Genomic DNA, 20,383 nt, shown 5'->3' on the forward strand with positions numbered 1-20,383 from the left:
ATGGCAATTAAAATTGGTATCAATGGTTTTGGTCGTATCGGCCGTATCGTATTCCGTGCAGCACAACATCGTGATGACATCGAAGTAGTCGGTATCAACGACTTAATCGACGTTGAATACATGGCTTACATGTTAAAATACGACTCAACTCACGGTCGTTTCGATGGCACAGTTGAAGTGAAAGACGGAAACCTAGTAGTAAACGGCAAAGCTATCCGTGTAACTGCTGAACGTGATCCTGCAAACCTTAACTGGGGTGCAATCGGTGTTGATGTTGCAGTTGAAGCAACCGGCTTATTCTTAACTGACGAAACAGCTCGTAAACACATCACTGCCGGTGCAAAAAAAGTTGTTTTAACCGGTCCATCCAAAGACAGCACACCAATGTTCGTACGTGGTGTAAACTTTGATGCTTATAAAGGCCAAGACATCGTTTCTAACGCGTCTTGTACAACTAACTGTTTAGCGCCATTAGCAAAAGTTATCAACGACAAATTCGGTATCAAAGACGGTTTAATGACAACTGTTCACGCAACCACAGCAACACAAAAAACTGTTGACGGTCCATCTGCAAAAGACTGGCGCGGTGGTCGTGGTGCGGCACAAAACATCATCCCATCTTCTACCGGTGCAGCCAAAGCTGTAGGTAAAGTTATTCCTGCATTAAACGGCAAATTAACCGGTATGGCGTTCCGTGTTCCAACTCCAAACGTGTCTGTTGTTGACTTAACCGTTAACCTTGAAAAACCTGCAACTTACGCGGAAATCTGTGCAGAATTAAAACGCGCTTCTGAAAACGAAATGAAAGGCGTTTTAGGCTACACTGAAGATGCAGTAGTTTCTACCGACTTCAACGGTTGTTCACTCACTTCTGTGTTTGACGCAGCTGCTGGTATCGCATTAACCGATACATTCGTGAAACTTGTATCTTGGTACGATAACGAAACCGGTTACTCTCACAAAGTATTAGACTTAGTTGCTCACGTTTACAACTACAAAGGCTAATCCTGAGTTTCAACGATAAAAATAGCTCCTTTTTAGGAGCTATTTTTTTGCTTGAGAATAACGAAAATAAATGAAAAGTGCGGTCGTTTTTTTCGGGTATTTTTTAAAACGCCAACACCAACACGCCGGATAAAATCAAGCCTGCACCAATCAACAATTTTGCGCTGATAGGCTCACCTAATACGGTTACTCCTAAAATAATGGCAATAACCACACTGAGTTTATCAATCGGCGCCACCCAAGACGCAGGGGCAAGTTGCAACGCACGATAATAACACAGCCAAGAAAGACCTGTTGCTATGCCTGATAGAATTAGAAAAATCACCGGCTTAGCCGCAATATGTTGCGGTAACTGCCACTCATTTCGCATTGAAATAATGGCCATCACAACAAATAAAATCACCACAGTACGAATAAATGTGGCCAAATTACTATTCAATCCTTCCACACCTAATTTTCCCAAAATGGCGGTTAACCCTGCAAAAAATGCGGAGCCGATCGCAAACCACACCCAATTCATATTTATTCCTTAATGTTTTTACACAATTTCCTTTATAATACACCACGTTTTTCGACAAAGAAATTTACCTTGACATGACTATCGTTAACCAATCAGCACTGGTTGCTTACAGTGCAGCCCAAATGTACCAGCTTGTGAACAATTATGAACGCTATCCCGAATTTCTTCCCGGTTGTGTTGGCAGTAGAACTTTAACAAAAAGTGCGGTGCAATTAACCGGAGAATTAGAAATAAGTAAGGCGGGTATTCGACAAAAGTTCACTACCTGTAATACAATGGTGGAGAATCAATCTATTAAGATGCAATTGGTCGATGGCCCATTCAAATTTTTACAAGGCGAATGGCGGTTTGTTGAATTAGATGAAACAAGCTGTCAAATTCAGCTCTATTTAGAATTTGAATTTTCTAATCCATTGGTTGCATTTGCGTTCGGTCAGATCTTTACTCATTTAACCAATAAAATGATTGATGCCTTTAAACAGAGAGCAAAACAAATTTATGGTTGATAAGATTAAAATTCAAATTGCTTATGCATTTCCTGATCATCATTATCTAAAATCTTTTAGTGTAGATGAAGGCACGATGGTACAAACCGCTATTTTGCAATCAGGCATATTACAGCAATTTACCGATATTGATTTACGCAATAACAAAATCGGTATTTTCAGTCGTCCTGTAAAACTCACCGACCAATTAAAAGACGGCGATCGTATTGAAATTTATCGTCCGTTACTCGCCGATCCGAAAGAAATTCGTCGGAAACGTGCCGAAGAACAGGCAAAGAAGAAATAACCTAACCCACATCTATTAATAATCATGAATACTTACTGTTTACCTCCAGAAATAACGCCGGAAATCTTTTTACGTGATTACTGGCAAAAAAAACCATTACTCATTCGTAACGGCCTACCCGAAATTATCGATGAGCTTGATGCATCGGAAATTATGAATTTAGCACAGTCGGAAGATGTTACCGCGCGCTTAATCAAACAGCATTCTGAAGACAACTGGGAATTGTTTACTAGCCCATTTGACTTAGATGACTTTGAAAATTTACCTGATAGATGGTCTATTCTGATCCAAAATTTGGAACAGTGGTCACCGTCATTGGGCAGTTTATGGAACAAATTTGGTTTCATCCCACAATGGCAACGTGATGACATCATGGTTTCCATGGCGCCGGATGGCGGCTCTGTCGGAAAACATTATGATGAATATGACGTATTTTTGGTACAAGCATATGGTCATCGTCGTTGGCAGTTGGGTAAATGGTGTGATCCGTCAACCGAATTCAAGCCAAATCAACCAATTCGTATTTTTGATGACATGGGTGAGTTGATTTTTGATGAAGTATTGGCGCCTGGTGATGTGCTTTATGTACCATCCCGCTTATCGCACTATGGCGTTGCACAAGGTGACAGTTTAACGTTCTCCTTTGGTTTACGTTATCCAAATACGACAGATTTAATTGAAAATCTTAGCGAAAATTTGCGTCATCCAAATTTAGAAACTAACGAATTAGCAATTCCGTTCCGCTTAAATCCAAACGTACAGAAAACCGGTAAACTGGATCCGCAAATGGTTCAACAGCTAAAACAGCAGTTCTTACAGCAGCTGTCTGAGTCTGAACAATTTGATCAGTTATTCCAACAAGCCGTTGCAACCACAGTCAGTCGCAGACGTTACGACCTTTGGGAAATGCCGGAAATGGCAGATCCTAGTGATGTTCTTGACGCTTTCGAAAGCGGAGCAACATTGGTGCAAGATAATAACTGCAAACTGCTTTACACCGAAAGCCCATTGCGCGTTTATGCTAACGGCGAATGGATGGATGAACTCACTGATACCGAAGCGGAAATCTTAAAACAATTAGCCGATGGCGAAGCGGTTGATTATGCGTTTTTAACCCGTTTAATTGAAAATGCCAAAGATAAACAAGCAGCCTTGGATATTTTAATCGATAGCATTTGCAACTGGCTGGATGATGCTTTGGTGTTGTTACACGAGAAGGTGAATGAAGTCGACTGGTAATATTTATTCTGTCAGCCAACTCAATCAATCCGTGCGATTAATGTTGGAAAATCAACTGGGGCCTGTTTGGCTGACCGGTGAAATTTCCAACTTTAGCCAACCGGTTTCCGGCCACTGGTATTTAAGTCTGAAAGACGAAAACGCCCAAGTGCGTTGTGCCATGTTTCGCATGAAAAATATGCGCGTGGGATTTCGTCCGGCCAACGGAATGCAAGTGTTGGTACATGCTAATGTAACGTTGTATGAGCCTCGCGGTGATTATCAACTGATTATTGAAAGCATGCACTTGGCCGGTGAAGGTTTATTAATGCAGCAATTTGAAGCATTAAAATTAAAGCTGGCGGCAGAAGGGTTATTTGCACAACATCTCAAAAAAAACCTACCGCACTTTAGTAAAGCAGTAGGTATTATTACGTCAAAAACCGGTGCGGCATTGCAGGATATTTTACATATTTTGCAACGTCGTGATCCGAGTCTTCAGATTGTTATTTATCCAACTGCCGTACAAGGCAAAGATGCGGCGGTCGAAATCGCTCAGATGATCGAATTGGCCAATCGGCGCCAAGAAGTGGATGTACTGATCATTGGCCGTGGCGGGGGTTCATTGGAAGATTTATGGTGTTTCAATGAAGAAATTGTGGCTCGTGCTATTTTTCATTCTAATCTTCCGGTGATTAGCGCCGTAGGACATGAAACCGATGTCACCATTGCAGATTTTGTTGCCGATTTACGTGCTCCAACCCCCTCTGCCGCGGCAGAATTGGTTAGTCGGAATCAAACGGAATTACTGCAACAGCTTCAATATCGCCGACAACGTATTGAAATTGCCTTAGATCGTCTATTTGTGGAGAAACAACAGAGACTACGGCATCTGTCTTTGCGCTTGCAAAATCAACATCCTCAGGCACAACTCCGCATTCAGCAACAGCTAATAACGCAGTTAAGCCATCGATTGCAACAAAGCTTACGTCATCATTGGCAAAAAACATCAGAAAATCTGACCGCACTTTCTATGCGGCTATATAAAAACCCGCTACCATTACGTATACAACAACACGAACAACAACTCTCTCAGCTAAAAGTGCGGTTAAATTCCCAAATGAATTTAAACCTAAGTCTTCAACAAAAGCAGTTAGCACATCTGTGTGGTAAGTTGGATAGTTTAAGCCCGTTAAAAGTTTTAGCACGTGGCTACTCTATTACACAAAACCAACAAAATTTGACGATTCGTTCGATCAAAGAAGTGAATGTCGGTGAGCAAATCAGAACCCGATTAGCCGATGGAGAAATCATCAGCCAAATCAGTCAATTAGAGAGAAAGTAAAGGATTATCCTTTATGTTTTTCTAAATAGCGGTGTAAGACTTTGACATTTTTACCTTTATCTTGGAAATATTTCCCCAACTGCTCGGCAATATAAACTGAACGATGCTTTCCACCGGTACAGCCAATGGCAATTGTTAAATAACTCCGGTTGTTTTGTTCCAACAAAGGCAACCACGTTTCAATATAAGAACGGGTTAAATAAATAAATTGATGGACTTCATTATGTTTATTTAAAAATTCTACGACCGGTTCATCTAAGCCTGTCATAGGACGTAAGGCGTGATTCCAATGCGGGTTCGGCAAAAAACGCACATCAAACACATAATCCGCATCAAGCGGAATACCATATTTAAAACCAAAAGACTCCACCACAATTTTAAGCTCTGTATCAGAATGTCCGCGTAAAAATTCGCGCAAACGTTCCGCTAATTCATGGGTGGATAAAGAGCCTGTATCAATAATCAAATTAGCTTGTTGAATCAAGGGTTCAAGATGCTTGCTTTCTTCTTCAATAGCGGCTTCAAGAGAAAGATCTTTGGTGGAAAGCGGATGTAAACGACGGGAATCGCTGTAACGACGCACTAAGGTGCTGTTATCGGCATCCAAGAAAATAATTTTGACATTGTGCTGCTGTTGGATATCGCTAATGGTACTTTCCAACATTTGCGGAGAAGTGGGTAAATTGCGAATATCCAAACTAATCGCCACAGCAGATTGGTTAACAGACAGAATTTCAATCAGTTTCGGCAATAAATCCAATGGCAAATTATCCACACAATAATAGCCCATATCTTCTAACGCTCTTAATGCCACGGATTTACCTCCGCCGGAACGTCCACTGATGATAATAATTTCCATAATGTTTCCCCAATTAATTCAAACTCTACTTATTCTTCCGAGGCATCCTGTATTGATGTCGGTATTTCTAGCTCTGTCGGTTCTACCCGTTCACCCTCACATTGATCATGATGCAGAAAAATTTGCCAAATTTCATCCTCGCTTTTGGCGGCGCGCAACTGCTTACACAACAATTTATCCGTTAAATGTTCAGTTAATTTCGGAAGACAATGCACGTAATGATCACACATATTTTCCGGTACTAACACTGCAAAAATCAAATCAACGTCCCGTTTATCGGCAGCATCGTAATCAATAGCACTTTCTAATTGAATAAATACGCCAACAGCTTTTGTACCTTGTGGCAAACGCCCTTTGGGCATCGCTACCCCCCCGCCTAAACCGGAATTGCCTAATTTTTCGCGATTAACCAAACAATCAAAACAGCATTTTTCCCCATGTTCCATTTGCAACTGTTCGTCTACAATGCGCGCGATAGATTCAAACACACGTTTTTTGCTGGAAGAAATCATTCCCTGACGAATGGTCTGAGGCGTTAATAATTCTGTAAATTTCATAAGCTACAGTTGGAAATCCGCACCTAAATACACGTCTTTTACCAATTTATTATTCATAATTTCGGTTGGTGTCCCGGTGGCAATCATTTTACCGGAACTAACAATATAAGCGCGTTCACACACATCCAGTGTTTCACGCACATTGTGATCGGTGATCAGCACGCCCAAACCACGATCGCGCAAATCTTTGATGATTTTCTTAATATCAATCACCGAAATAGGATCAACCCCTGCGAAAGGTTCGTCTAATAAAATAAATTTTGGATTCGCCGCCAACGCACGGGCAATTTCTACGCGACGACGCTCACCACCGGACAACGACTGTCCCAAGCTATCCCGGATATGACCAATATTGAATTCATTAATTAACTCATCCGCACGCTCGCGACGTTGAAGTGCGGTCAAATCTTTGCGTATTTCTAATACCGCCATTAAATTTTCATACACACTTAAGCGACGAAAAATAGATGCCTCTTGTGGCAAATAGCCTACACCTTTTTGTGCCCGATTGTGCATCGGCAACAAACTGATGTCCTCATCGTCAATTCGAATCTTGCCTTGATCATGATTCACTAAGCCAACGACCATATAGAAAGTTGTGGTTTTTCCCGCACCATTCGGCCCAAGTAAACCAACAATTTCACCGGACTTCACAGTTAAACTCACATCAGAAACCACTTGGCGCTTTTTATAGCTTTTCGCTAAATTTTCAGCATACAGAATCGCCATTTCTCATCCTATTTCTTGCCTTTGGCATCATTTAGTTGATTTGGAATTAATACGGTTTTTACACGGGAACCGGAAGAACTGGTTGCCTTCAACTGCTGTTTCTTCACATCATAAGTAATGACATTACCGTTGATTTTGCTATCTAATTGCTTTAATTCCGCGTTGCCGGTCAAGGTTAAAAATTCCGTCCCTAAATCGTAAAATACCTTATTGGCTTTGCCATCCACCGGTTTGCCGTTATCCATCACTTGATGGAAAGTCACCGGATTACCAAAAGCCTCAACGGTATCCTTCTTCTTAGAATTCTCTTCCGGTCGGGTAATGATAACTTTATTGGCTTTTACCACGATGGAACCTTGTGTAATTACAACGTTATCGGTAAACGTTACCACGCGGTTGCTCATATCCAAAGATTGATTATCGGATACGATATTAATCGGTTGATTGGTATCGTCTTTTAACGCCAATGCAGATAAGGACATAAAGGTTAATGCGGAAGCAAGAAGAATTTTACTGCTTACTGATTTCATAATGTGTTTTCACCTGTTCTTTTAAATTAGCCACTTGCTGTTGCAAATTGCCCGTTAATTTTAAACCTGTCGAACGAAAATTTTGCCCATTTAGCTTTACCATTTTATCCGAACGAATATCCTGTGTTGTTAAATTCACCACCGCACTTTCGGTTTCAATACGTTGTAGCCTGGATAACGGGGAGAGACTTTGCGCTACCACATTACCTTCTAAATACAACATATTATCTTTAGTCAATTTCGCTTTATCGGCACTTAATTCCCAGCTTTCTTTATCTGTTGAACCGGAGTTTTGAATTTCAAGATCTAACAACCGAACTTTTGGCTTTTGGAAGTCAGTATGCCCATCGGAAGTATAATGCTCCACTTTATCGGATGTGGCCAAATATTGTTTTTTACCGGTAGGAGAATACACGGTGGTATTCATGTTTTGCCCGCTATACTCAGGGCTATCCGCTTGTTTAATTAACGCGTTCAAGCCTTCATCTTCCTGATTCAAACTATAAAACCAAGCCAATAGACAAAGCGCAATTACCGATAAAATAATATTCCAACGAATATTCATAAGCCTATGTTAAGTCACCTCAATTAATAATAGGGCGCAATCATAGCACAGTTTTGCTAAAAACACGTAAAAGTGCGGTGAGTTTTCCAAGTATTTATTGTGGGAACATTTGCGCTGAAAAGCAGTCCAAGGCGAACATTCTATTTGACATTCATTGGAAATTAATAGAATATCGCAACTTATTTTTATTGACTGAAAAGGCACCTAACTCTTTGCCTAGATTAGATTTTATGAACGAATCTTTAATTGAAGTTAAACACCTGACATTTAAGCGTGGTAATCGAGTTATTTATAACGATCTCAACCTGCGCGTCCCCAAAGGCAAAATTACCGCCATCATGGGGCCATCAGGTATTGGTAAAACCACGCTCTTAAAACTCATCGGTGGACAACTTATGCCGACTGAGGGGGAAATTCTGTTCGATGGGCAAGACATTTGCAAACTATCGAATCGTGAACTTTATGAAGTACGCAAACGCATGGGAATGTTGTTCCAGTCCGGCGCATTATTTACTGACATATCCACCTTCGACAACGTGGCATTCGCCATTCGCGAACACACTAATTTACCGCCGTCATTGATCCGTAAAATCGTGTTAATGAAGCTAGAAGCCGTTGGTTTACGCGGCGCAGCAGAATTAATGCCCTCCGAACTTTCCGGTGGGATGGCAAGACGTGCCGCACTTGCCCGCGCTATTGCCTTGGATCCCGATTTAATGATGTTCGATGAACCTTTCGCCGGCCAAGACCCTATTAGTATGGGAGTCATTCTTAGCCTAATCAAACGCTTAAACGAAGCATTAAATCTCACTTCTATTGTGGTTTCGCATGATGTACAGGAAGTGTTAAGTATCGCCGATTATGCTTATATTATTGCAGACAAGCACGTTATCGCCGAAGGTACTTCGGAGCAACTGTTAGCAAGCCAAGATCCACAAGTCACCCAGTTTTTACAGGGACAAGCGGACGGCCCGGTACATTTCCATTATCCGGCACAAAATTATCTTGAGGAGTTGTTTAAATGTTAGTCAATTTCATTTCAGCCCTCGGACGCAATGCCATTAATTTCGGTCGAGCATTAGGCCGCGCAGGTTTATTATTATTCGGTGCGTTGGTTGGCAAACCGCAAGTACGCAAGCATTTCCCGCTTTTTATTAAACAATTACACGTTCTCGGTGTGCAATCGTTATTGATCATCATGCTCTCCGGTTTATTTATCGGCATGGTACTTGGTTTGCAAGGCTATGTGGTATTAGTCGATTTCGCTGCAGAAACCAGCTTAGGGCAATTAGTCGCTTTATCTCTGCTTCGAGAATTAGGCCCGGTTGTGACCGCACTTTTATTTGCCGGTCGAGCCGGTTCCGCACTCACTGCCGAAATTGGTTTAATGAAAGCCACCGAACAATTATCCAGCTTGGAAATGATGGCGGTAGATCCGTTGCGTCGGGTAATTGCACCGCGTTTTTGGGCAGGCATTATCGCCATGCCAATCCTTTCCATTATTTTTATCGCGATTGGAATTTGGGGTGGCTCTTTAGTCGGTGTGGATTGGAAAGGTGTCGATGCCGGTAGCTTTTGGTCCGTAATGCAAAATTCGGTAACTTGGAGCCATGACATTTTAAACGGCTCAATTAAAAGTTTATTTTTTGCCATCGCCGTTGTGTGGATTGCATTATTTAACGGTTATGATTGCATTCCAACCTCTGAAGGCATTAGCAAAGCCACGACCAGAACGGTAGTTCACGCATCATTAGTGGTATTAGGTTTAGACTTTGTGCTGACAACTATCATGTTCGGCGCAAATTAACTCTGTTTGTAAGGAAATATTATGCGACAAACAATCAAATATGAATTTTGGGTAGGTTTATTTTTGCTATTAGGCATTGCTTCCCTCATCTTTTTAGGCCTAAAAGTAGCCAATGTACAAGGCTTTAGTGATACAAAATCTTACCAAGTCTATGCAACTTTCGATAATATCGGCGGACTAAAAGTGCGTGCTCCACTTAAAGTGGGTGGCGTAGTCGTTGGACGTGTATCCAATATTGAATTGGATCCGGAAACCTATTTACCAAAAGTGACTATTGCGATTAACCAAGAATACAACAAGATTCCTGAAACCAGTTCATTATCAATTAAAACATCAGGATTATTGGGTGAACAGTACATTGCATTAAGCATCGGCTTTGATGATGGCGATATTGCAAAGTTGAAAGATGGCGACAAAATTGTCGATACAAAATCTGCGATGGTGCTGGAAGATCTGGTCGGTCAATTCTTATATGGCGATAAAGATAAGAAAACGGAAGGCGAAGAAAACGGCGCCGCCACAAGTAATTAATTCAAACAACCTACAGGAGAAGGATGTATGTTAAAACTGAATGTAAAACGCTGGTTAGCAAAAACATTGGTAATTTTCACCGCACTTTTTGCCGTGCAACAAGTAATGGCAGAAAATACGCCATACGATTTAACCAAGCAGGTTTCCGATAAATTATTTAGCAATATTAAAGCTAGCCAAAGCAAAATTAAACAAAATCCAAACTATCTAAAAACGATTGTACGCCAAGATTTAATGCCGTATGTTCACGTGAAATACGCCGGTTCTAAAATCTTAGGACAAAATTACAAAACTGTGACACAAGAAGAACGGGATCGTTACTTTGCGGTATTGGATAAATATATCGAACAGGTTTACGCACAAGTGTTAACCATGTATAGCGATCAAAGTATCCAAATCGGGAAAATGAAAGAAGAATCTCCCACTCTTGCCATCGTGAACGTAAAAGTTGCTCAGCCAAATAATCAACCGCCTTTAAATGTTGACTTCTATTGGTATAAAAACAGTAAAACCGGTCAATGGCAAGTGTATGATATGACTGCCGGTGGTGCCAGCATGGTCAATACTAAACAGCAAGAATGGAGTCCGATTATTCGCAAACAAGGGCTCGATGCATTGACTGCGCAGCTACAAAAATCTGCCGATACTCCAATTACCTTGAGCAAATAATCCATGCAAGAGACACAAAGTTTACATTGGGAATCACAGGTAAATGATGGTAAAATGACGCTCCAATTATCAGGAGAGTTATCTCGTAACACGTTGTTGCCGCTTTGGCAACAACGTGCTTCTTTTTTATTGGAAGGACAATCGACAGGGCAAACTATTCTTTGGGACTTAACTCAAATAACCCGTATCGATTCCGCCGGTTTTGCATTACTCTGTGACTTTTTAGAGCATAATCAAACTCTGTTAGCAAAAGAGCAGATACAAACTTTACAAAACCCACCATCACAATTACTAACATTAGCTGATCTTTTCGGATTATCCGACTGGATCGCACAATTTATCCCGCAAAATGGAAATACTTAATGGAAACTCAAGAAATCGAACGAATTTTAAAAGAAGCCCTCAACCTTGATGAAGTTTACGTCCAAGGTGAAAACGCCCATTACGGCGTGATTGCAGTAAGCGATCAATTTGCCGGTTTATCTAAGGTTAAACAGCAACAAATGATTTATGCACCATTATTAAGTCATATTTCCAGCAATGAAATCCATGCGCTTTCCATCCGTACTTACACCGTTGAAAAATGGAAACGTGAACGCTTACTTAATCATTCTGCCTAATTCCCAATAGGAAATTACCATGCAAAAATTTCGTGTTTACGGACAATCTTGTTTAAAAGGTACAGTAGAGATTTCCGGTGCTAAAAATGCCGCATTACCGATTCTTTTCGCCGCAATTTTAGCCACAGAACCCGTGACATTAACCAACGTCCCCGATCTTAAAGATATTGAAACCACAATAAAAATCTTACGTAAATTAGGTGTTGTGGTTGAACGTAACGAACAAGGTGTCGTACATTTAGATGCGTCTAAAATCGATCACTTTGTCGCACCTTACGAATTAGTTAAAACTATGCGCGCCTCCATTTGGGCCCTCGCGCCATTAGTTGCCCGTTTTAACCAAGGACAAGTTTCCCTGCCGGGAGGTTGTTCTATCGGTGCTCGCCCGGTGGATTTACATATTAGCGGTTTAGAACGCCTCGGAACTCAAGTTGTCCTTGAAGACGGTTATGTAAAAGCCCACGTAAACGGTCGCTTAATCGGTACCCGTATTGTGATGGAAAAAGTCAGCGTAGGTGCCACACTCTCTATTATGATTGCTGCAACTCTGGCAAAAGGCACAACGGTAATTGAAAACGCTGCGCGCGAACCTGAAATTGCCGACACTGCAGAATTCTTAAATAAAATGGGTGCTAAAATCAGCGGTGCGGGTTCTGATGCAATTACTATTGAGGGTGTAGAACGCTTAACCGGCTGTCAACATAGCATTGTTCCTGACCGCATTGAAACCGGCACATTCCTTGTCGCTGCAGCAATCTCCGGAGGGCACATTCTCTGCAAAAACACCAAGCAGGGAACCTTAGATGCCGTTATTGATAAGTTACGCGAAGCCGGTGCTCAAGTGGACGTAGCTGAAGACACTATTACGTTGGATATGCTTGGAAACCGCCCGAAAGCCGTAAATATTCGCACCGCACCTTACCCGGGTTTTCCAACAGACATGCAAGCGCAATTCACCTTATTAAACATGGTGGCAAACGGCACCAGCATCATCACTGAGACCATCTTTGAAAATCGTTTTATGCACATTCCTGAACTGGTTCGTATGGGTGGTAAAGCTGAAATCGAAGGTAACACGGCAGTCTGCCATGGCGTTGAACACTTGTCCGGCGCAGAAGTGATGGCAACCGATTTACGTGCCTCCATCAGCTTGGTTCTCGCAGGTTGCATTGCTACCGGTGAAACTATCGTCGATCGTATTTACCACATCGACCGAGGCTATGAACGTATTGAAGAAAAACTACGCAGCTTAGGTGCGCGCATTGAGCGTTTTACCGAAGAAAGCGAAGAAGGTTAAACAATACAATAAAAATGAACTAACACCCTAAAATGATTTTAGGGTGTTTTTTATATCCATTTTATATACTGGTAGGATGAGATATGTTTATTCATACACACTCTTATTAATCACACAAAGTTTATGATAATAATTATCAAATAATTTTTTTGATAAAAACGCTTAAATCCTAATTTAGGATATTTAAATCGTCTAACTTTAATGAGGTGTAGTTTATGAAAGAGCTAAGAGATTGCTGTTTAAATTATGTTTCTGGAGGAGATTATTATGGCAGTAGCAAGTATTGCCCCATTTGCGCTCCTGAGGAATATGAAAGAGAAATAACAGAAAAAGCAAGACTTCAAAGAGGAGCACTCACCGCAGGATCTATTGTTGGAGGAGGGTTAGCTAGTATGGCAGGTCTTGGTCCATGGGGTTTAAGAATTGTTGGCGGGGCTACAGGTATGGCAGCAGCAGAAGTTGCAGGAATTATCTATGATAATCCAAGTGCTGCCGAACACCCTGATTATAATAGCCCTACAGGTAATATCATAAACAATAAACTTGGGTATTAAGATGAGTAAAATGGTTGTAAATATTTTTAGGATCGTTTCCATACCTATTGTTTTCTATCTCACTTTCCCAATAGACAACTTATTGATTAGGATCATAGTAATCTGCTTAGTTTTTTTCTTACTTGATTTTTTTATCGAAAAACTACTGATTTACTTAATAAAAAAATTTAAATAAATAATAATCTTAAGCAGAAAAATTTCCTATGTTTAGGCAAGAAGTCCTAGAAAGTCGAAAATGGAAGAGTACAGCGGTACTCTTCTCTTCTATCCCCACTTGGATAGTTTTTTCAATCTCATTCATCATTATTGCTTTCTTTATCCTTTATATTTTCCTAGGAAGTTATACTCGCCGAGAAAACATTATTGGTGAAGTTATTACGCAATCTCATCCTACTATTATTTTTTCAAATAAATCGGGACACATATCTGATAGCTATATAAAACTTAACCAAAATATAAAAAAAGGGGAGCCTTTATTTAAAATTACGCTTAATAAAACAACACAAAGTGGTGATGTCAGCCAAAACCCTATCCGATCCCTGGCAAACCAAATTCAGCATTTAGACAAAGTTATTTCTAGCTTGAATAAAAATAAACTGGATACAATTCAGAGCTTAATAAAACAAAAAGAAAATCATCAAAAAATATATATGGAAAAAGAATCCTATTTAACTGAGATCAATAGAAATATAAAGGAACACTTAGACCTTTCTTCACGTTATGAAAAACTTTTAAAAAAGGGATATTCAAGTATAGAGGAATTGACGTTGCAAAAATCTCGTTATTTACAGCAAAAGTCCCAATATAGTGACGTTTAAGCTGAACTTATTCAGGTTGAATCGACTATTCTAAATTTAGAAAATGAAATAGAAAGCAAGCGTATTGATTTTGATAACCAAATTTTACGCTATGAAATTCAACAAAGCGATCTGAAAATTCGTCTAATGGATTATAAACTATCTTCTGAATTAATTGTAAACTCTCCTATTGATGGAAAAATTGAATCCATCAGTGTAACAGAAGGGCAAACAGTTAAAGAAAATGATGTTCTTGCTCAAATCCTTCCAGAAAATAAAGGAAAATATCAAATTGTTTTCTGGTTCCCTAATAGCGCAATATCTTTTATAAAGCAGGATGATTAAGTTAATATTCGTTATGAAGCCTTTCCCTTTGAAAAATTCGGTCAGTTCAAAGGAAAAATCCAGGCAATTTCAACTCTACCGGTTTCACAACAAGAACTGAGTTTTTATAAGAATTTTCCTCAATTTACTGACCAAATAATTCCACTATATAAAGCTATTGTAGAAATTGAAGAACAATCTATTAATCACAATAATAGAACGCTACACCTAGTAAGTGGCATGAAAGCAGAAGCGACATTTTTTCTAGAAAAACGCAAATTATATGAATGGATGTTATTTCCCGCGTATCAACTTACTAAAAATACGGAGCCTTGATGAAATTAAGTAAGCCACTTAACTTTAACTTATTTAAAAAAATTCCTGTTACATTACAAACAGAAACTGGGGAATGTGGTTTAGCATGTCTATCAATGATTCTTGCTTATTACGGCGGTGAGTCTAACTTATTTGATTTACGGTCTAAATACGGTGTTTCTTCCAGAGGTACTACGCTACAAACATTATTAAATATTTCTCATGACCTTGGGTTAATTACCCAACCACTCTCATTAGAGTTAGAGGAAATTTGTCAATTAAAGCTTCCTTGTATCTTACATTGGAATTTTAATCATTTTATTGTTCTAACTAAAATTACTAAGAATTATTCAATTATCCATGACCTAGCGATGGGTAAAAGGAAAGTTTCGATAAAACAATTATCTAATTCATTTACAGGTGTTGCTTTAGAGGTATGGTCTGAAGTTAAGTTTAAAGAAAGAAAGTCAGAAACCCAAATTAGCTTATATGAAACCCTAAAATATATTTTGGGAGTTAAAGGAGAATTAATTAAGATATTTTCATTCTCTATACTAATTGAGTTAGTTGGATTATTAATGCTGGTAGGCACACAACTTGTGATGGATCATGTAATGGTAGCAAAAGATAAATCATTACTATTGGTAATTTGCTTAGGACTTTTTTTATTCACATTTTTCCGTTCTTCCGTTAGCATGTTAAGAGCATGGGTTTCTTTGAAAATGGATTATTTGATTAATTTTCAATGGACTGCAAGTTTCTTTTCTCATCTATTAAAATTACCATTAGACTTCTTTGAGAAGAGGCAGGTAGGAGATATTCATTCTAGATTCTCATCTCTAAACACTATTCAACAAACTCTAACTGGAAGCATAATCTCAAGCATAATTGATTCAATTATGATAATCAGCTTAACTATTATGATGATTCTTTATGGCGGATGGCTATTCGTACTAGTTTTAACATTTTCATTTATTTTATGCTACGAATAGTAACGTATTGGACATATAGAGAAATTTCGGAAGAGCAAATTATTAGGAATGCTAAAGCCCATTCTCACTTTATGGAAACACTTTATGGGATTATTACATTAAAATCTCTTTCATTAACGAAGAAAAGACAAGAGCAATGGATGTCTTTAAATGCTGATGTATTCAATACATCAATTAAAATCACAAAATTAAATATGCTATTTTCCGGCATTCATACTTTTATTGCGACTTTAGAGCAAATACTCATTTTATGGGTTGGTGCAACCCTAGTAATAGAAAATACAATGACATTAGGTATGTATGTTGCTTTTAATTCTTACCGGGGGGCATTTTCCTCTCGTATGGCAAACTTAATTAATATTTTCTTCAATATAAGAATCTTAGCTCTACATAGAGAACGAATTGAAGACATAGCCTTAAGTGAAGCAGAAGAAGATACTTATAGTCAGACTTTGGAAAAAAATCCTCAAAATGCTGCAACAATAGAGCTTAAAAATGTCATATTTTCTTATAATCAATTTAATAAATATCAATTTAATAATTTCTGCTGGTGAAAGTGTGGCTATTACAGCTCCGTCAGGATTTGGGAAAACAACTTTACTTAAACTAATGTCAGGCTTATTAAAGCCTACATCGGGTGAAATCTACTTTGATGGTATAAATATTAATCAAATGGGATTACCAAATTATCGTTCAAGAATTGCTATGGTTTTACAAGAGGATACATTTTTTTCAGGTTCAATAATTGAAAATATTGTTAGCTTTGAAGATCAATATGACCGAGATTTTGCGATTGAATGTGCAAAATTAGCTAGTATTCACAACGAAATTATGGAAATGCCAATGAATTATGAAACCCTTTTGGGAGAACTAGGAAATAACCTTTCCGGAGGTCAACGCCAAAGGTTATTTATTGCCCGTGCACTATATAAAAAACCACAAATTTTATTTATGGATGAAGCAACTAGCCATTTAGACGAAGAAAATGAAAGAGCAATTAATGCCTCAATTTCTCAATTAAATATTACACGAATCATAGTAGCCCACAGACAATCTACTATTGACTCAGCGGATCGTCGAATTGAGTTAGATAAACTACCAACTTCTTAACACACATAAAAAGGCTTAAGTTTTTCAACTTAAGCCTTTTTTTACGTTAAATCAATCAATTAACGCGTAGAAAGTTGGAAAATCATGGATTCAGCCTGGCAGCTAAACTCAAATTGTGCTTTTAATTTGTAGCCATTTTCCATTGCACTTATGTCACTAATGATGTGGCAAGGATCACTTTCTGCCGCTTTGGCTTTCTCCGTTAAGTAGCTTAACGCCTCTTTGGCTAATTCTTCTGTAGCGTAAACCTGTTCGAAATCAACAGTACAATCGGAACCATCAATCACGGTACCCACATCTACACAACAACACACTTTGGCTTCTTCCGCTTGGCATTTTAAGGTGCTCATACTCTCTCCTTTATAAAATCAGTTGAAACATTCAACTATTTTAACATTATTAAAATTTAATACAAAATTCGACCGCACTTTTCTTACTTTACTGGTCAGAGCACTTTATTAAACACCAAAAGAGCGTTGCTCCTTAATGGTCTGTTTTTTTAGAATGACGCGCTTTCCTAAGAAACAGCAACCAATTAAAAGTAACAAAAGGTAACAAAATGAAAACCAACAAATTTACAAATATGTTCCTCTCTACCCTTCTCCTTGGTGCGGCTACCGGAGCATCCGCTGCGGCATTCCAATTGGCAGAAGTGTCCACTTCAGGCTTAGGCCGCGCCTATGCCGGTGAAGCTGCTATAGCCGATAATGCGGCTGTTGTCGCAACCAACCCGGCGTTAATGAGCCTATTTAAACAAAATGAATTCTCTGCCGGTGGCGTTTATATAGACTCAAAAATTCATATGGATGGCCAAGTTAAAGCCAAAGTTTTAGGCGTAGAAGTCGCTCAAGGCTCCGCTAAACAGAGAAATGTTGTTCCCGGTTCCTTTATTCCAAATATGTATTTTGTTGCGCCAATTAACGACAAATTTGCTATTGGTACCGGTATGAATGTCAACTTTGGTTTAAAAAGCAAATATGAGGACAACTATGATGCAGGTTTATTCGGTGGGAACACTAATTTAACCTCTATCAACCTAAACCTAAGCGGTTCTTACCGAATCTCTGAAGGCTGGAGCGCAGGTTTGGGTTTAAATGCCATTTATGCTAAAGCAAAAGTAGAACGTACGGCCGGCATTTTAGATACCGCTATTGACAATGTGAGAACAACCCCGGCATTGCAACAACAAATTGCCGCTCGAGTCGCTGCTGCAAATATTCCTGCAACAGGATTAATGCAACGTTTAGGTGGTTTAGGCGCTCAAATTGAGAAAAATACCTCGTTAACACACTTACAAGGTAACGCTTGGGCATTCGGTTGGAATGCAGGTTTGCTTTATGAGTTTAATGATAAAAACCGTATTGGTGTAGCTTATCATTCGAAAGTTGATATTGATTTTAAAGACAATACAGCATTAAGTTATGTTCCTCGTGGTACTGCCGCATATGTAGGCGAAGGTGGTTTGACATTGCATTTACCAAGTTATTGGGAAGTTTCAGGTTTCCACCAACTCACCGATAAATTGGCTATGCACTATAGCTATAAATATACGGAATGGAGTCGTTTAAAAGACCTTCACGCCACTTATAACGATGGCCAACTTGCTTTCCATAAGGATGAAGGCTACCGTAATAACTCACGCATTGCGTTAGGTGCCACTTATGATTTAACTGAACAATTAGCGCTACGTGCAGGTATTGCTTACGATGAAAGTGCCGCAGGCGAACATCATTCCGCATCTATTCCGGATACTGACCGCACTTGGTATAGCCTTGGCGCAACCTATAAATTCACACCTAATCTTTCAGTGGATTTCGGCTTTGCGCATTTACATGGCAAAAAACTTAACTTCAAAGAAAATCAAAGTCTAACCAGAGGTTTAGTTGTCGTTGAAGCAGATTATCAATCAAAAGCAAGTGCTAACCTCTACGGTTTAAACCTAAATTATCGTTTCTAATTTAAACGAAAATTGAACATCATAAGCGCGTCGGGTAAAATCAAACGCGCTTTTTTTGTAACAAAATGAGGCGGCATAATGGCTGATATTTTTTACTCATACTATCAATCCCCCATTGGTAAGTTATTAATGCTGGCGGAGAATGATATGCTCACCAATTTAGACTTGGAATTAGAACAAACCGTACTAAATCCGAAATGGATTGAAAATAATGCGTTACCGTTATTCATCCAAATAAAACAAGCCTTAGATCGTTATTTTAACGGTGAAAAAGAAACCTTTTCTACTATCCCATTAGCGCCTAAAGGCACTGATTTTCAACAACGTATTTGGCAGGCCTTACGTCAAATTGCTTACGGACAAACGGCCAGTTATAGTAGCTTGGCAGAGTTAATTAACAACCCGAAAGCAGTGCGTGCCGTAGGTGGTGCAGTGGGAAGCAATCCGATTAGTATCATTATTCCTTGTCATCGCGTATTGGGCAAAAGTTGTGCTATTACGGGGTTTGGCGGTGGTCTGCCGGCCAAGCGTTATTTACTCAACTTAGAAGGAATTCCTTTTGTCGATAAAGGTGTAGAATACGTTAAACAAAAATTACTGAAAAAATACCGCACTTAAATGATCCAAACCGAACAACAATTATTAGCCCGAGCCCAATCCATTGCCGGTATGACCTTTGGCGAATTAGCGCAACAATTACAAATCCCCGTACCACCAAATTTAAAACGGGATAAAGGCTGGGTAGGGATTCTCATTGAAATGGCTCTTGGCGCGTCTGCCGGTAGCAAAGCCGAGCAGGATTTTGCACATTTAGGCATAGAGCTAAAAACGATTCCGATTAACGCACAAGGTTTTCCGTTGGAAACCACGTTCGTTAGCCTTGCGCCGTTGATTCAAAATAGTGGCGTAAATTGGCAAAACTCACATGTGAGACATAAATTATCCAAGGTGCTATGGCTCCCGATTGAAGGAGAACGCCAAATTCCTTTAGCAGAACGCCACATCGGTGCGCCAATCCTGTGGCAACCCAGCCCACAACAAGAAGCACGTTTACGGCAAGATTGGGAAGAATTGATGGATTACATCGTGTTAGGCAAGTTAGATCAGATCACCGCCCGTTTAGGTGATGTGTTACAACTTCGCCCCAAAGGCGCCAATAGCAAAGCCTTAACCAAAGGCATTGGCAAAAATGGGGAAATTATCGATACTCTCCCCCTTGGGTTTTACTTGCGCAAAGCATTCACCCATGAAATTTTACAGCAATTTATTCAACAAACGATTTAGCACTTT

Annotated in this window: 26 protein-coding genes and 1 pseudogene; 20 read left to right on the forward strand and 7 right to left on the reverse strand. The window is 39.5% G+C overall.

Features of this window, described 5'->3' with window-relative positions; all coding sequences use genetic code 11:
- Window positions 1–1,005: a type I glyceraldehyde-3-phosphate dehydrogenase gene (gene gap, locus DK428_RS01960; protein WP_050694117.1), complete on the forward strand. Its 1,005-nt coding sequence runs from the start codon at window positions 1–3 to the stop codon at window positions 1,003–1,005.
- 103 nt (window positions 1,006–1,108) lie between these two features.
- On the opposite strand, the gene DK428_RS01965 is transcribed toward gap, so the two are convergent.
- The gene (locus tag DK428_RS01965) at window positions 1,109–1,525 is read right to left on the reverse strand and encodes an EamA family transporter (RefSeq protein WP_109064145.1); all 417 of its coding nucleotides are present in this window, start codon (window positions 1,523–1,525) and stop codon (window positions 1,109–1,111) included.
- 74 nt (window positions 1,526–1,599) lie between these two features.
- Between DK428_RS01965 and DK428_RS01970 the strand changes: the two genes are divergently transcribed.
- Genes DK428_RS01970 through xseA form a run of 4 tightly spaced genes read left to right on the forward strand, consistent with a single transcriptional unit; the run spans window position 1,600 to window position 4,880 of the window.
- Window positions 1,600–2,031 carry a type II toxin-antitoxin system RatA family toxin gene (locus tag DK428_RS01970; RefSeq protein WP_050694119.1) on the forward strand — a complete coding sequence of 144 codons (432 nt, stop codon included), beginning with the start codon at window positions 1,600–1,602 and terminating at the stop codon, window positions 2,029–2,031.
- Window positions 2,024–2,317: an RnfH family protein gene (locus tag DK428_RS01975; protein ID WP_005701215.1), complete on the forward strand. Its 294-nt coding sequence runs from the start codon at window positions 2,024–2,026 to the stop codon at window positions 2,315–2,317. The genes DK428_RS01970 and DK428_RS01975 overlap by 8 nt, the downstream gene beginning before the upstream one ends.
- 24 nt (window positions 2,318–2,341) lie before the next feature.
- The gene (locus DK428_RS01980) at window positions 2,342–3,556 is read left to right on the forward strand and encodes a ribosomal protein uL16 3-hydroxylase (RefSeq protein WP_109064146.1); all 1,215 of its coding nucleotides are present in this window, start codon (window positions 2,342–2,344) and stop codon (window positions 3,554–3,556) included.
- Window positions 3,540–4,880 carry an exodeoxyribonuclease VII large subunit gene (xseA, locus tag DK428_RS01985; protein ID WP_109064147.1) on the forward strand — a complete coding sequence of 447 codons (1,341 nt, stop codon included), beginning with the start codon at window positions 3,540–3,542 and terminating at the stop codon, window positions 4,878–4,880. Before DK428_RS01980 ends, xseA begins: the two co-directional genes overlap by 17 nt.
- 4 nt (window positions 4,881–4,884) lie before the next feature.
- Here xseA and rapZ read toward each other — a convergent pair whose 3' ends face one another.
- The 5 genes from rapZ to lptC are packed head-to-tail and all read right to left on the reverse strand — an operon-like array spanning window position 4,885 to window position 8,120.
- Complete coding sequence (gene rapZ, locus DK428_RS01990; RefSeq protein WP_109064148.1) at window positions 4,885–5,739, reverse strand: RNase adapter RapZ; 855 nt, start codon at window positions 5,737–5,739, stop codon at window positions 4,885–4,887.
- Window positions 5,740–5,768: 29 nt separating this feature from the next.
- Window positions 5,769–6,296, reverse strand: coding sequence for a PTS IIA-like nitrogen regulatory protein PtsN (gene ptsN / locus DK428_RS01995; RefSeq protein ID WP_109064149.1), 528 nt, complete (start codon window positions 6,294–6,296; stop codon window positions 5,769–5,771).
- Between the two features lie 3 nt (window positions 6,297–6,299).
- Window positions 6,300–7,025, reverse strand: coding sequence for an LPS export ABC transporter ATP-binding protein (gene lptB, locus DK428_RS02000; protein WP_109064150.1), 726 nt, complete (start codon window positions 7,023–7,025; stop codon window positions 6,300–6,302).
- Between the two features lie 8 nt (window positions 7,026–7,033).
- Window positions 7,034–7,555: a lipopolysaccharide transport periplasmic protein LptA gene (gene lptA, locus DK428_RS02005; protein WP_109064151.1), complete on the reverse strand. Its 522-nt coding sequence runs from the start codon at window positions 7,553–7,555 to the stop codon at window positions 7,034–7,036.
- A complete protein-coding gene (gene lptC / locus DK428_RS02010; protein WP_109064152.1) occupies window positions 7,536–8,120 on the reverse strand; it encodes an LPS export ABC transporter periplasmic protein LptC in 585 nt (194 codons plus the stop codon). The genes lptA and lptC overlap by 20 nt, the downstream gene beginning before the upstream one ends.
- 230 nt (window positions 8,121–8,350) lie before the next feature.
- Between lptC and mlaF the strand changes: the two genes are divergently transcribed.
- From mlaF to DK428_RS11765, 12 genes and pseudogenes are all read left to right on the forward strand, one after another.
- Complete coding sequence (gene mlaF / locus DK428_RS02015; protein WP_109064153.1) at window positions 8,351–9,148, forward strand: phospholipid ABC transporter ATP-binding protein MlaF; 798 nt, start codon at window positions 8,351–8,353, stop codon at window positions 9,146–9,148.
- The gene (gene mlaE, locus DK428_RS02020; RefSeq protein WP_109064154.1) at window positions 9,142–9,927 is read left to right on the forward strand and encodes a lipid asymmetry maintenance ABC transporter permease subunit MlaE; all 786 of its coding nucleotides are present in this window, start codon (window positions 9,142–9,144) and stop codon (window positions 9,925–9,927) included. Before mlaF ends, mlaE begins: the two co-directional genes overlap by 7 nt.
- Window positions 9,928–9,948: 21 nt before the next feature.
- The gene (gene mlaD, locus DK428_RS02025) at window positions 9,949–10,458 is read left to right on the forward strand and encodes an outer membrane lipid asymmetry maintenance protein MlaD (RefSeq protein WP_109064155.1); all 510 of its coding nucleotides are present in this window, start codon (window positions 9,949–9,951) and stop codon (window positions 10,456–10,458) included.
- A 27-nt stretch (window positions 10,459–10,485) separates the two neighbouring features.
- Window positions 10,486–11,127 (forward strand): phospholipid-binding protein MlaC, encoded by a 642-nt coding sequence (gene mlaC, locus DK428_RS02030; protein ID WP_109064156.1) that lies wholly within the window; start codon window positions 10,486–10,488, stop codon window positions 11,125–11,127.
- Window positions 11,128–11,130: 3 nt separating this feature from the next.
- Window positions 11,131–11,490, forward strand: a complete 360-nt coding sequence (locus DK428_RS02035; protein WP_109064157.1) for an STAS domain-containing protein — start codon at window positions 11,131–11,133, stop codon at window positions 11,488–11,490.
- Window positions 11,490–11,747, forward strand: a complete 258-nt coding sequence (locus DK428_RS02040) for a BolA family protein (RefSeq protein WP_109064158.1) — start codon at window positions 11,490–11,492, stop codon at window positions 11,745–11,747. The genes DK428_RS02035 and DK428_RS02040 overlap by 1 nt, the downstream gene beginning before the upstream one ends.
- A 19-nt stretch (window positions 11,748–11,766) precedes the next feature.
- Window positions 11,767–13,044 carry a UDP-N-acetylglucosamine 1-carboxyvinyltransferase gene (murA, locus tag DK428_RS02045; protein WP_109064159.1) on the forward strand — a complete coding sequence of 426 codons (1,278 nt, stop codon included), beginning with the start codon at window positions 11,767–11,769 and terminating at the stop codon, window positions 13,042–13,044.
- Window positions 13,045–13,259: 215 nt separating this feature from the next.
- A complete protein-coding gene (locus tag DK428_RS02050) occupies window positions 13,260–13,598 on the forward strand; it encodes a hypothetical protein (RefSeq protein WP_109064160.1) in 339 nt (112 codons plus the stop codon).
- A gap of 203 nt (window positions 13,599–13,801) precedes the next feature.
- Window positions 13,802–14,416, forward strand: a complete 615-nt coding sequence (locus DK428_RS11750; RefSeq protein ID WP_239493773.1) for an HlyD family secretion protein — start codon at window positions 13,802–13,804, stop codon at window positions 14,414–14,416.
- Window positions 14,417–14,542: 126 nt separating this feature from the next.
- The gene (locus tag DK428_RS11755) at window positions 14,543–14,740 is read left to right on the forward strand and encodes a biotin/lipoyl-containing protein (RefSeq protein ID WP_239493774.1); all 198 of its coding nucleotides are present in this window, start codon (window positions 14,543–14,545) and stop codon (window positions 14,738–14,740) included.
- A gap of 314 nt (window positions 14,741–15,054) precedes the next feature.
- Window positions 15,055–16,580, forward strand: a pseudogene (locus DK428_RS11760) (peptidase domain-containing ABC transporter).
- Between the two features lie 4 nt (window positions 16,581–16,584).
- Complete coding sequence (locus DK428_RS11765) at window positions 16,585–17,136, forward strand: ATP-binding cassette domain-containing protein (RefSeq protein ID WP_239493775.1); 552 nt, start codon at window positions 16,585–16,587, stop codon at window positions 17,134–17,136.
- 59 nt (window positions 17,137–17,195) lie between these two features.
- Here the strand turns inward: DK428_RS11765 and DK428_RS02070 are convergent, their stop codons facing one another.
- Window positions 17,196–17,486: a YfcZ/YiiS family protein gene (locus DK428_RS02070; protein WP_109064162.1), complete on the reverse strand. Its 291-nt coding sequence runs from the start codon at window positions 17,484–17,486 to the stop codon at window positions 17,196–17,198.
- Between the two features lie 209 nt (window positions 17,487–17,695).
- Here DK428_RS02070 and DK428_RS02075 point away from each other — a divergent pair, with 209 nt between their 5' ends.
- The 3 genes from DK428_RS02075 (at window position 17,696) to mutH (ending at window position 20,377) form a co-directional block, all read left to right on the forward strand.
- On the forward strand, window positions 17,696–19,093 hold the full coding sequence (locus DK428_RS02075; RefSeq protein WP_109064163.1) for an outer membrane protein transport protein: 1,398 nt from the start codon (window positions 17,696–17,698) through the stop codon (window positions 19,091–19,093).
- 78 nt (window positions 19,094–19,171) lie between these two features.
- A complete protein-coding gene (locus DK428_RS02080; RefSeq protein WP_109064164.1) occupies window positions 19,172–19,711 on the forward strand; it encodes a methylated-DNA--[protein]-cysteine S-methyltransferase in 540 nt (179 codons plus the stop codon).
- Window positions 19,712–20,377 (forward strand): DNA mismatch repair endonuclease MutH, encoded by a 666-nt coding sequence (gene mutH / locus DK428_RS02085; protein WP_109064165.1) that lies wholly within the window; start codon window positions 19,712–19,714, stop codon window positions 20,375–20,377.
- Window positions 20,378–20,383 lie beyond the last annotated feature (6 nt).

The organism is Aggregatibacter kilianii, assembly GCF_003130255.1.
Lineage (GTDB): Bacteria > Pseudomonadota > Gammaproteobacteria > Enterobacterales > Pasteurellaceae > Aggregatibacter > Aggregatibacter kilianii.

What these genes read in the sequence shown, in the direction of transcription:
- lptA (WP_109064151.1), bottom strand. Translation starts at nt 7,555, where the DNA reads ATGAAATCAGTAAGCAGTAAAATTCTTCTTGCTTCCGCATTAACCTTT.
- DK428_RS01980 (WP_109064146.1), top strand. Translation starts at nt 2,342, where the DNA reads ATGAATACTTACTGTTTACCTCCAGAAATAACGCCGGAAATCTTTTTA.
- DK428_RS11750 (WP_239493773.1), top strand. Translation starts at nt 13,802, where the DNA reads ATGTTTAGGCAAGAAGTCCTAGAAAGTCGAAAATGGAAGAGTACAGCG.
- mlaC (WP_109064156.1), top strand. Translation starts at nt 10,486, where the DNA reads ATGTTAAAACTGAATGTAAAACGCTGGTTAGCAAAAACATTGGTAATT.
- mlaE (WP_109064154.1), top strand. Translation starts at nt 9,142, where the DNA reads ATGTTAGTCAATTTCATTTCAGCCCTCGGACGCAATGCCATTAATTTC.
- mutH (WP_109064165.1), top strand. Translation starts at nt 19,712, where the DNA reads ATGATCCAAACCGAACAACAATTATTAGCCCGAGCCCAATCCATTGCC.
- rapZ (WP_109064148.1), bottom strand. Translation starts at nt 5,739, where the DNA reads ATGGAAATTATTATCATCAGTGGACGTTCCGGCGGAGGTAAATCCGTG.
- lptC (WP_109064152.1), bottom strand. Translation starts at nt 8,120, where the DNA reads ATGAATATTCGTTGGAATATTATTTTATCGGTAATTGCGCTTTGTCTA.
- DK428_RS02035 (WP_109064157.1), top strand. Translation starts at nt 11,131, where the DNA reads ATGCAAGAGACACAAAGTTTACATTGGGAATCACAGGTAAATGATGGT.
- DK428_RS01975 (WP_005701215.1), top strand. Translation starts at nt 2,024, where the DNA reads ATGGTTGATAAGATTAAAATTCAAATTGCTTATGCATTTCCTGATCAT.
- DK428_RS01970 (WP_050694119.1), top strand. Translation starts at nt 1,600, where the DNA reads ATGACTATCGTTAACCAATCAGCACTGGTTGCTTACAGTGCAGCCCAA.
- DK428_RS02070 (WP_109064162.1), bottom strand. Translation starts at nt 17,486, where the DNA reads ATGAGCACCTTAAAATGCCAAGCGGAAGAAGCCAAAGTGTGTTGTTGT.
- DK428_RS02075 (WP_109064163.1), top strand. Translation starts at nt 17,696, where the DNA reads ATGAAAACCAACAAATTTACAAATATGTTCCTCTCTACCCTTCTCCTT.
- DK428_RS02040 (WP_109064158.1), top strand. Translation starts at nt 11,490, where the DNA reads ATGGAAACTCAAGAAATCGAACGAATTTTAAAAGAAGCCCTCAACCTT.
- DK428_RS01965 (WP_109064145.1), bottom strand. Translation starts at nt 1,525, where the DNA reads ATGAATTGGGTGTGGTTTGCGATCGGCTCCGCATTTTTTGCAGGGTTA.
- mlaF (WP_109064153.1), top strand. Translation starts at nt 8,351, where the DNA reads ATGAACGAATCTTTAATTGAAGTTAAACACCTGACATTTAAGCGTGGT.
- ptsN (WP_109064149.1), bottom strand. Translation starts at nt 6,296, where the DNA reads ATGAAATTTACAGAATTATTAACGCCTCAGACCATTCGTCAGGGAATG.
- DK428_RS02080 (WP_109064164.1), top strand. Translation starts at nt 19,172, where the DNA reads ATGGCTGATATTTTTTACTCATACTATCAATCCCCCATTGGTAAGTTA.
- gap (WP_050694117.1), top strand. Translation starts at nt 1, where the DNA reads ATGGCAATTAAAATTGGTATCAATGGTTTTGGTCGTATCGGCCGTATC.
- murA (WP_109064159.1), top strand. Translation starts at nt 11,767, where the DNA reads ATGCAAAAATTTCGTGTTTACGGACAATCTTGTTTAAAAGGTACAGTA.
- xseA (WP_109064147.1), top strand. Translation starts at nt 3,540, where the DNA reads ATGAAGTCGACTGGTAATATTTATTCTGTCAGCCAACTCAATCAATCC.
- DK428_RS02050 (WP_109064160.1), top strand. Translation starts at nt 13,260, where the DNA reads ATGAAAGAGCTAAGAGATTGCTGTTTAAATTATGTTTCTGGAGGAGAT.
- mlaD (WP_109064155.1), top strand. Translation starts at nt 9,949, where the DNA reads ATGCGACAAACAATCAAATATGAATTTTGGGTAGGTTTATTTTTGCTA.
- DK428_RS11755 (WP_239493774.1), top strand. Translation starts at nt 14,543, where the DNA reads ATGGATTATAAACTATCTTCTGAATTAATTGTAAACTCTCCTATTGAT.
- lptB (WP_109064150.1), bottom strand. Translation starts at nt 7,025, where the DNA reads ATGGCGATTCTGTATGCTGAAAATTTAGCGAAAAGCTATAAAAAGCGC.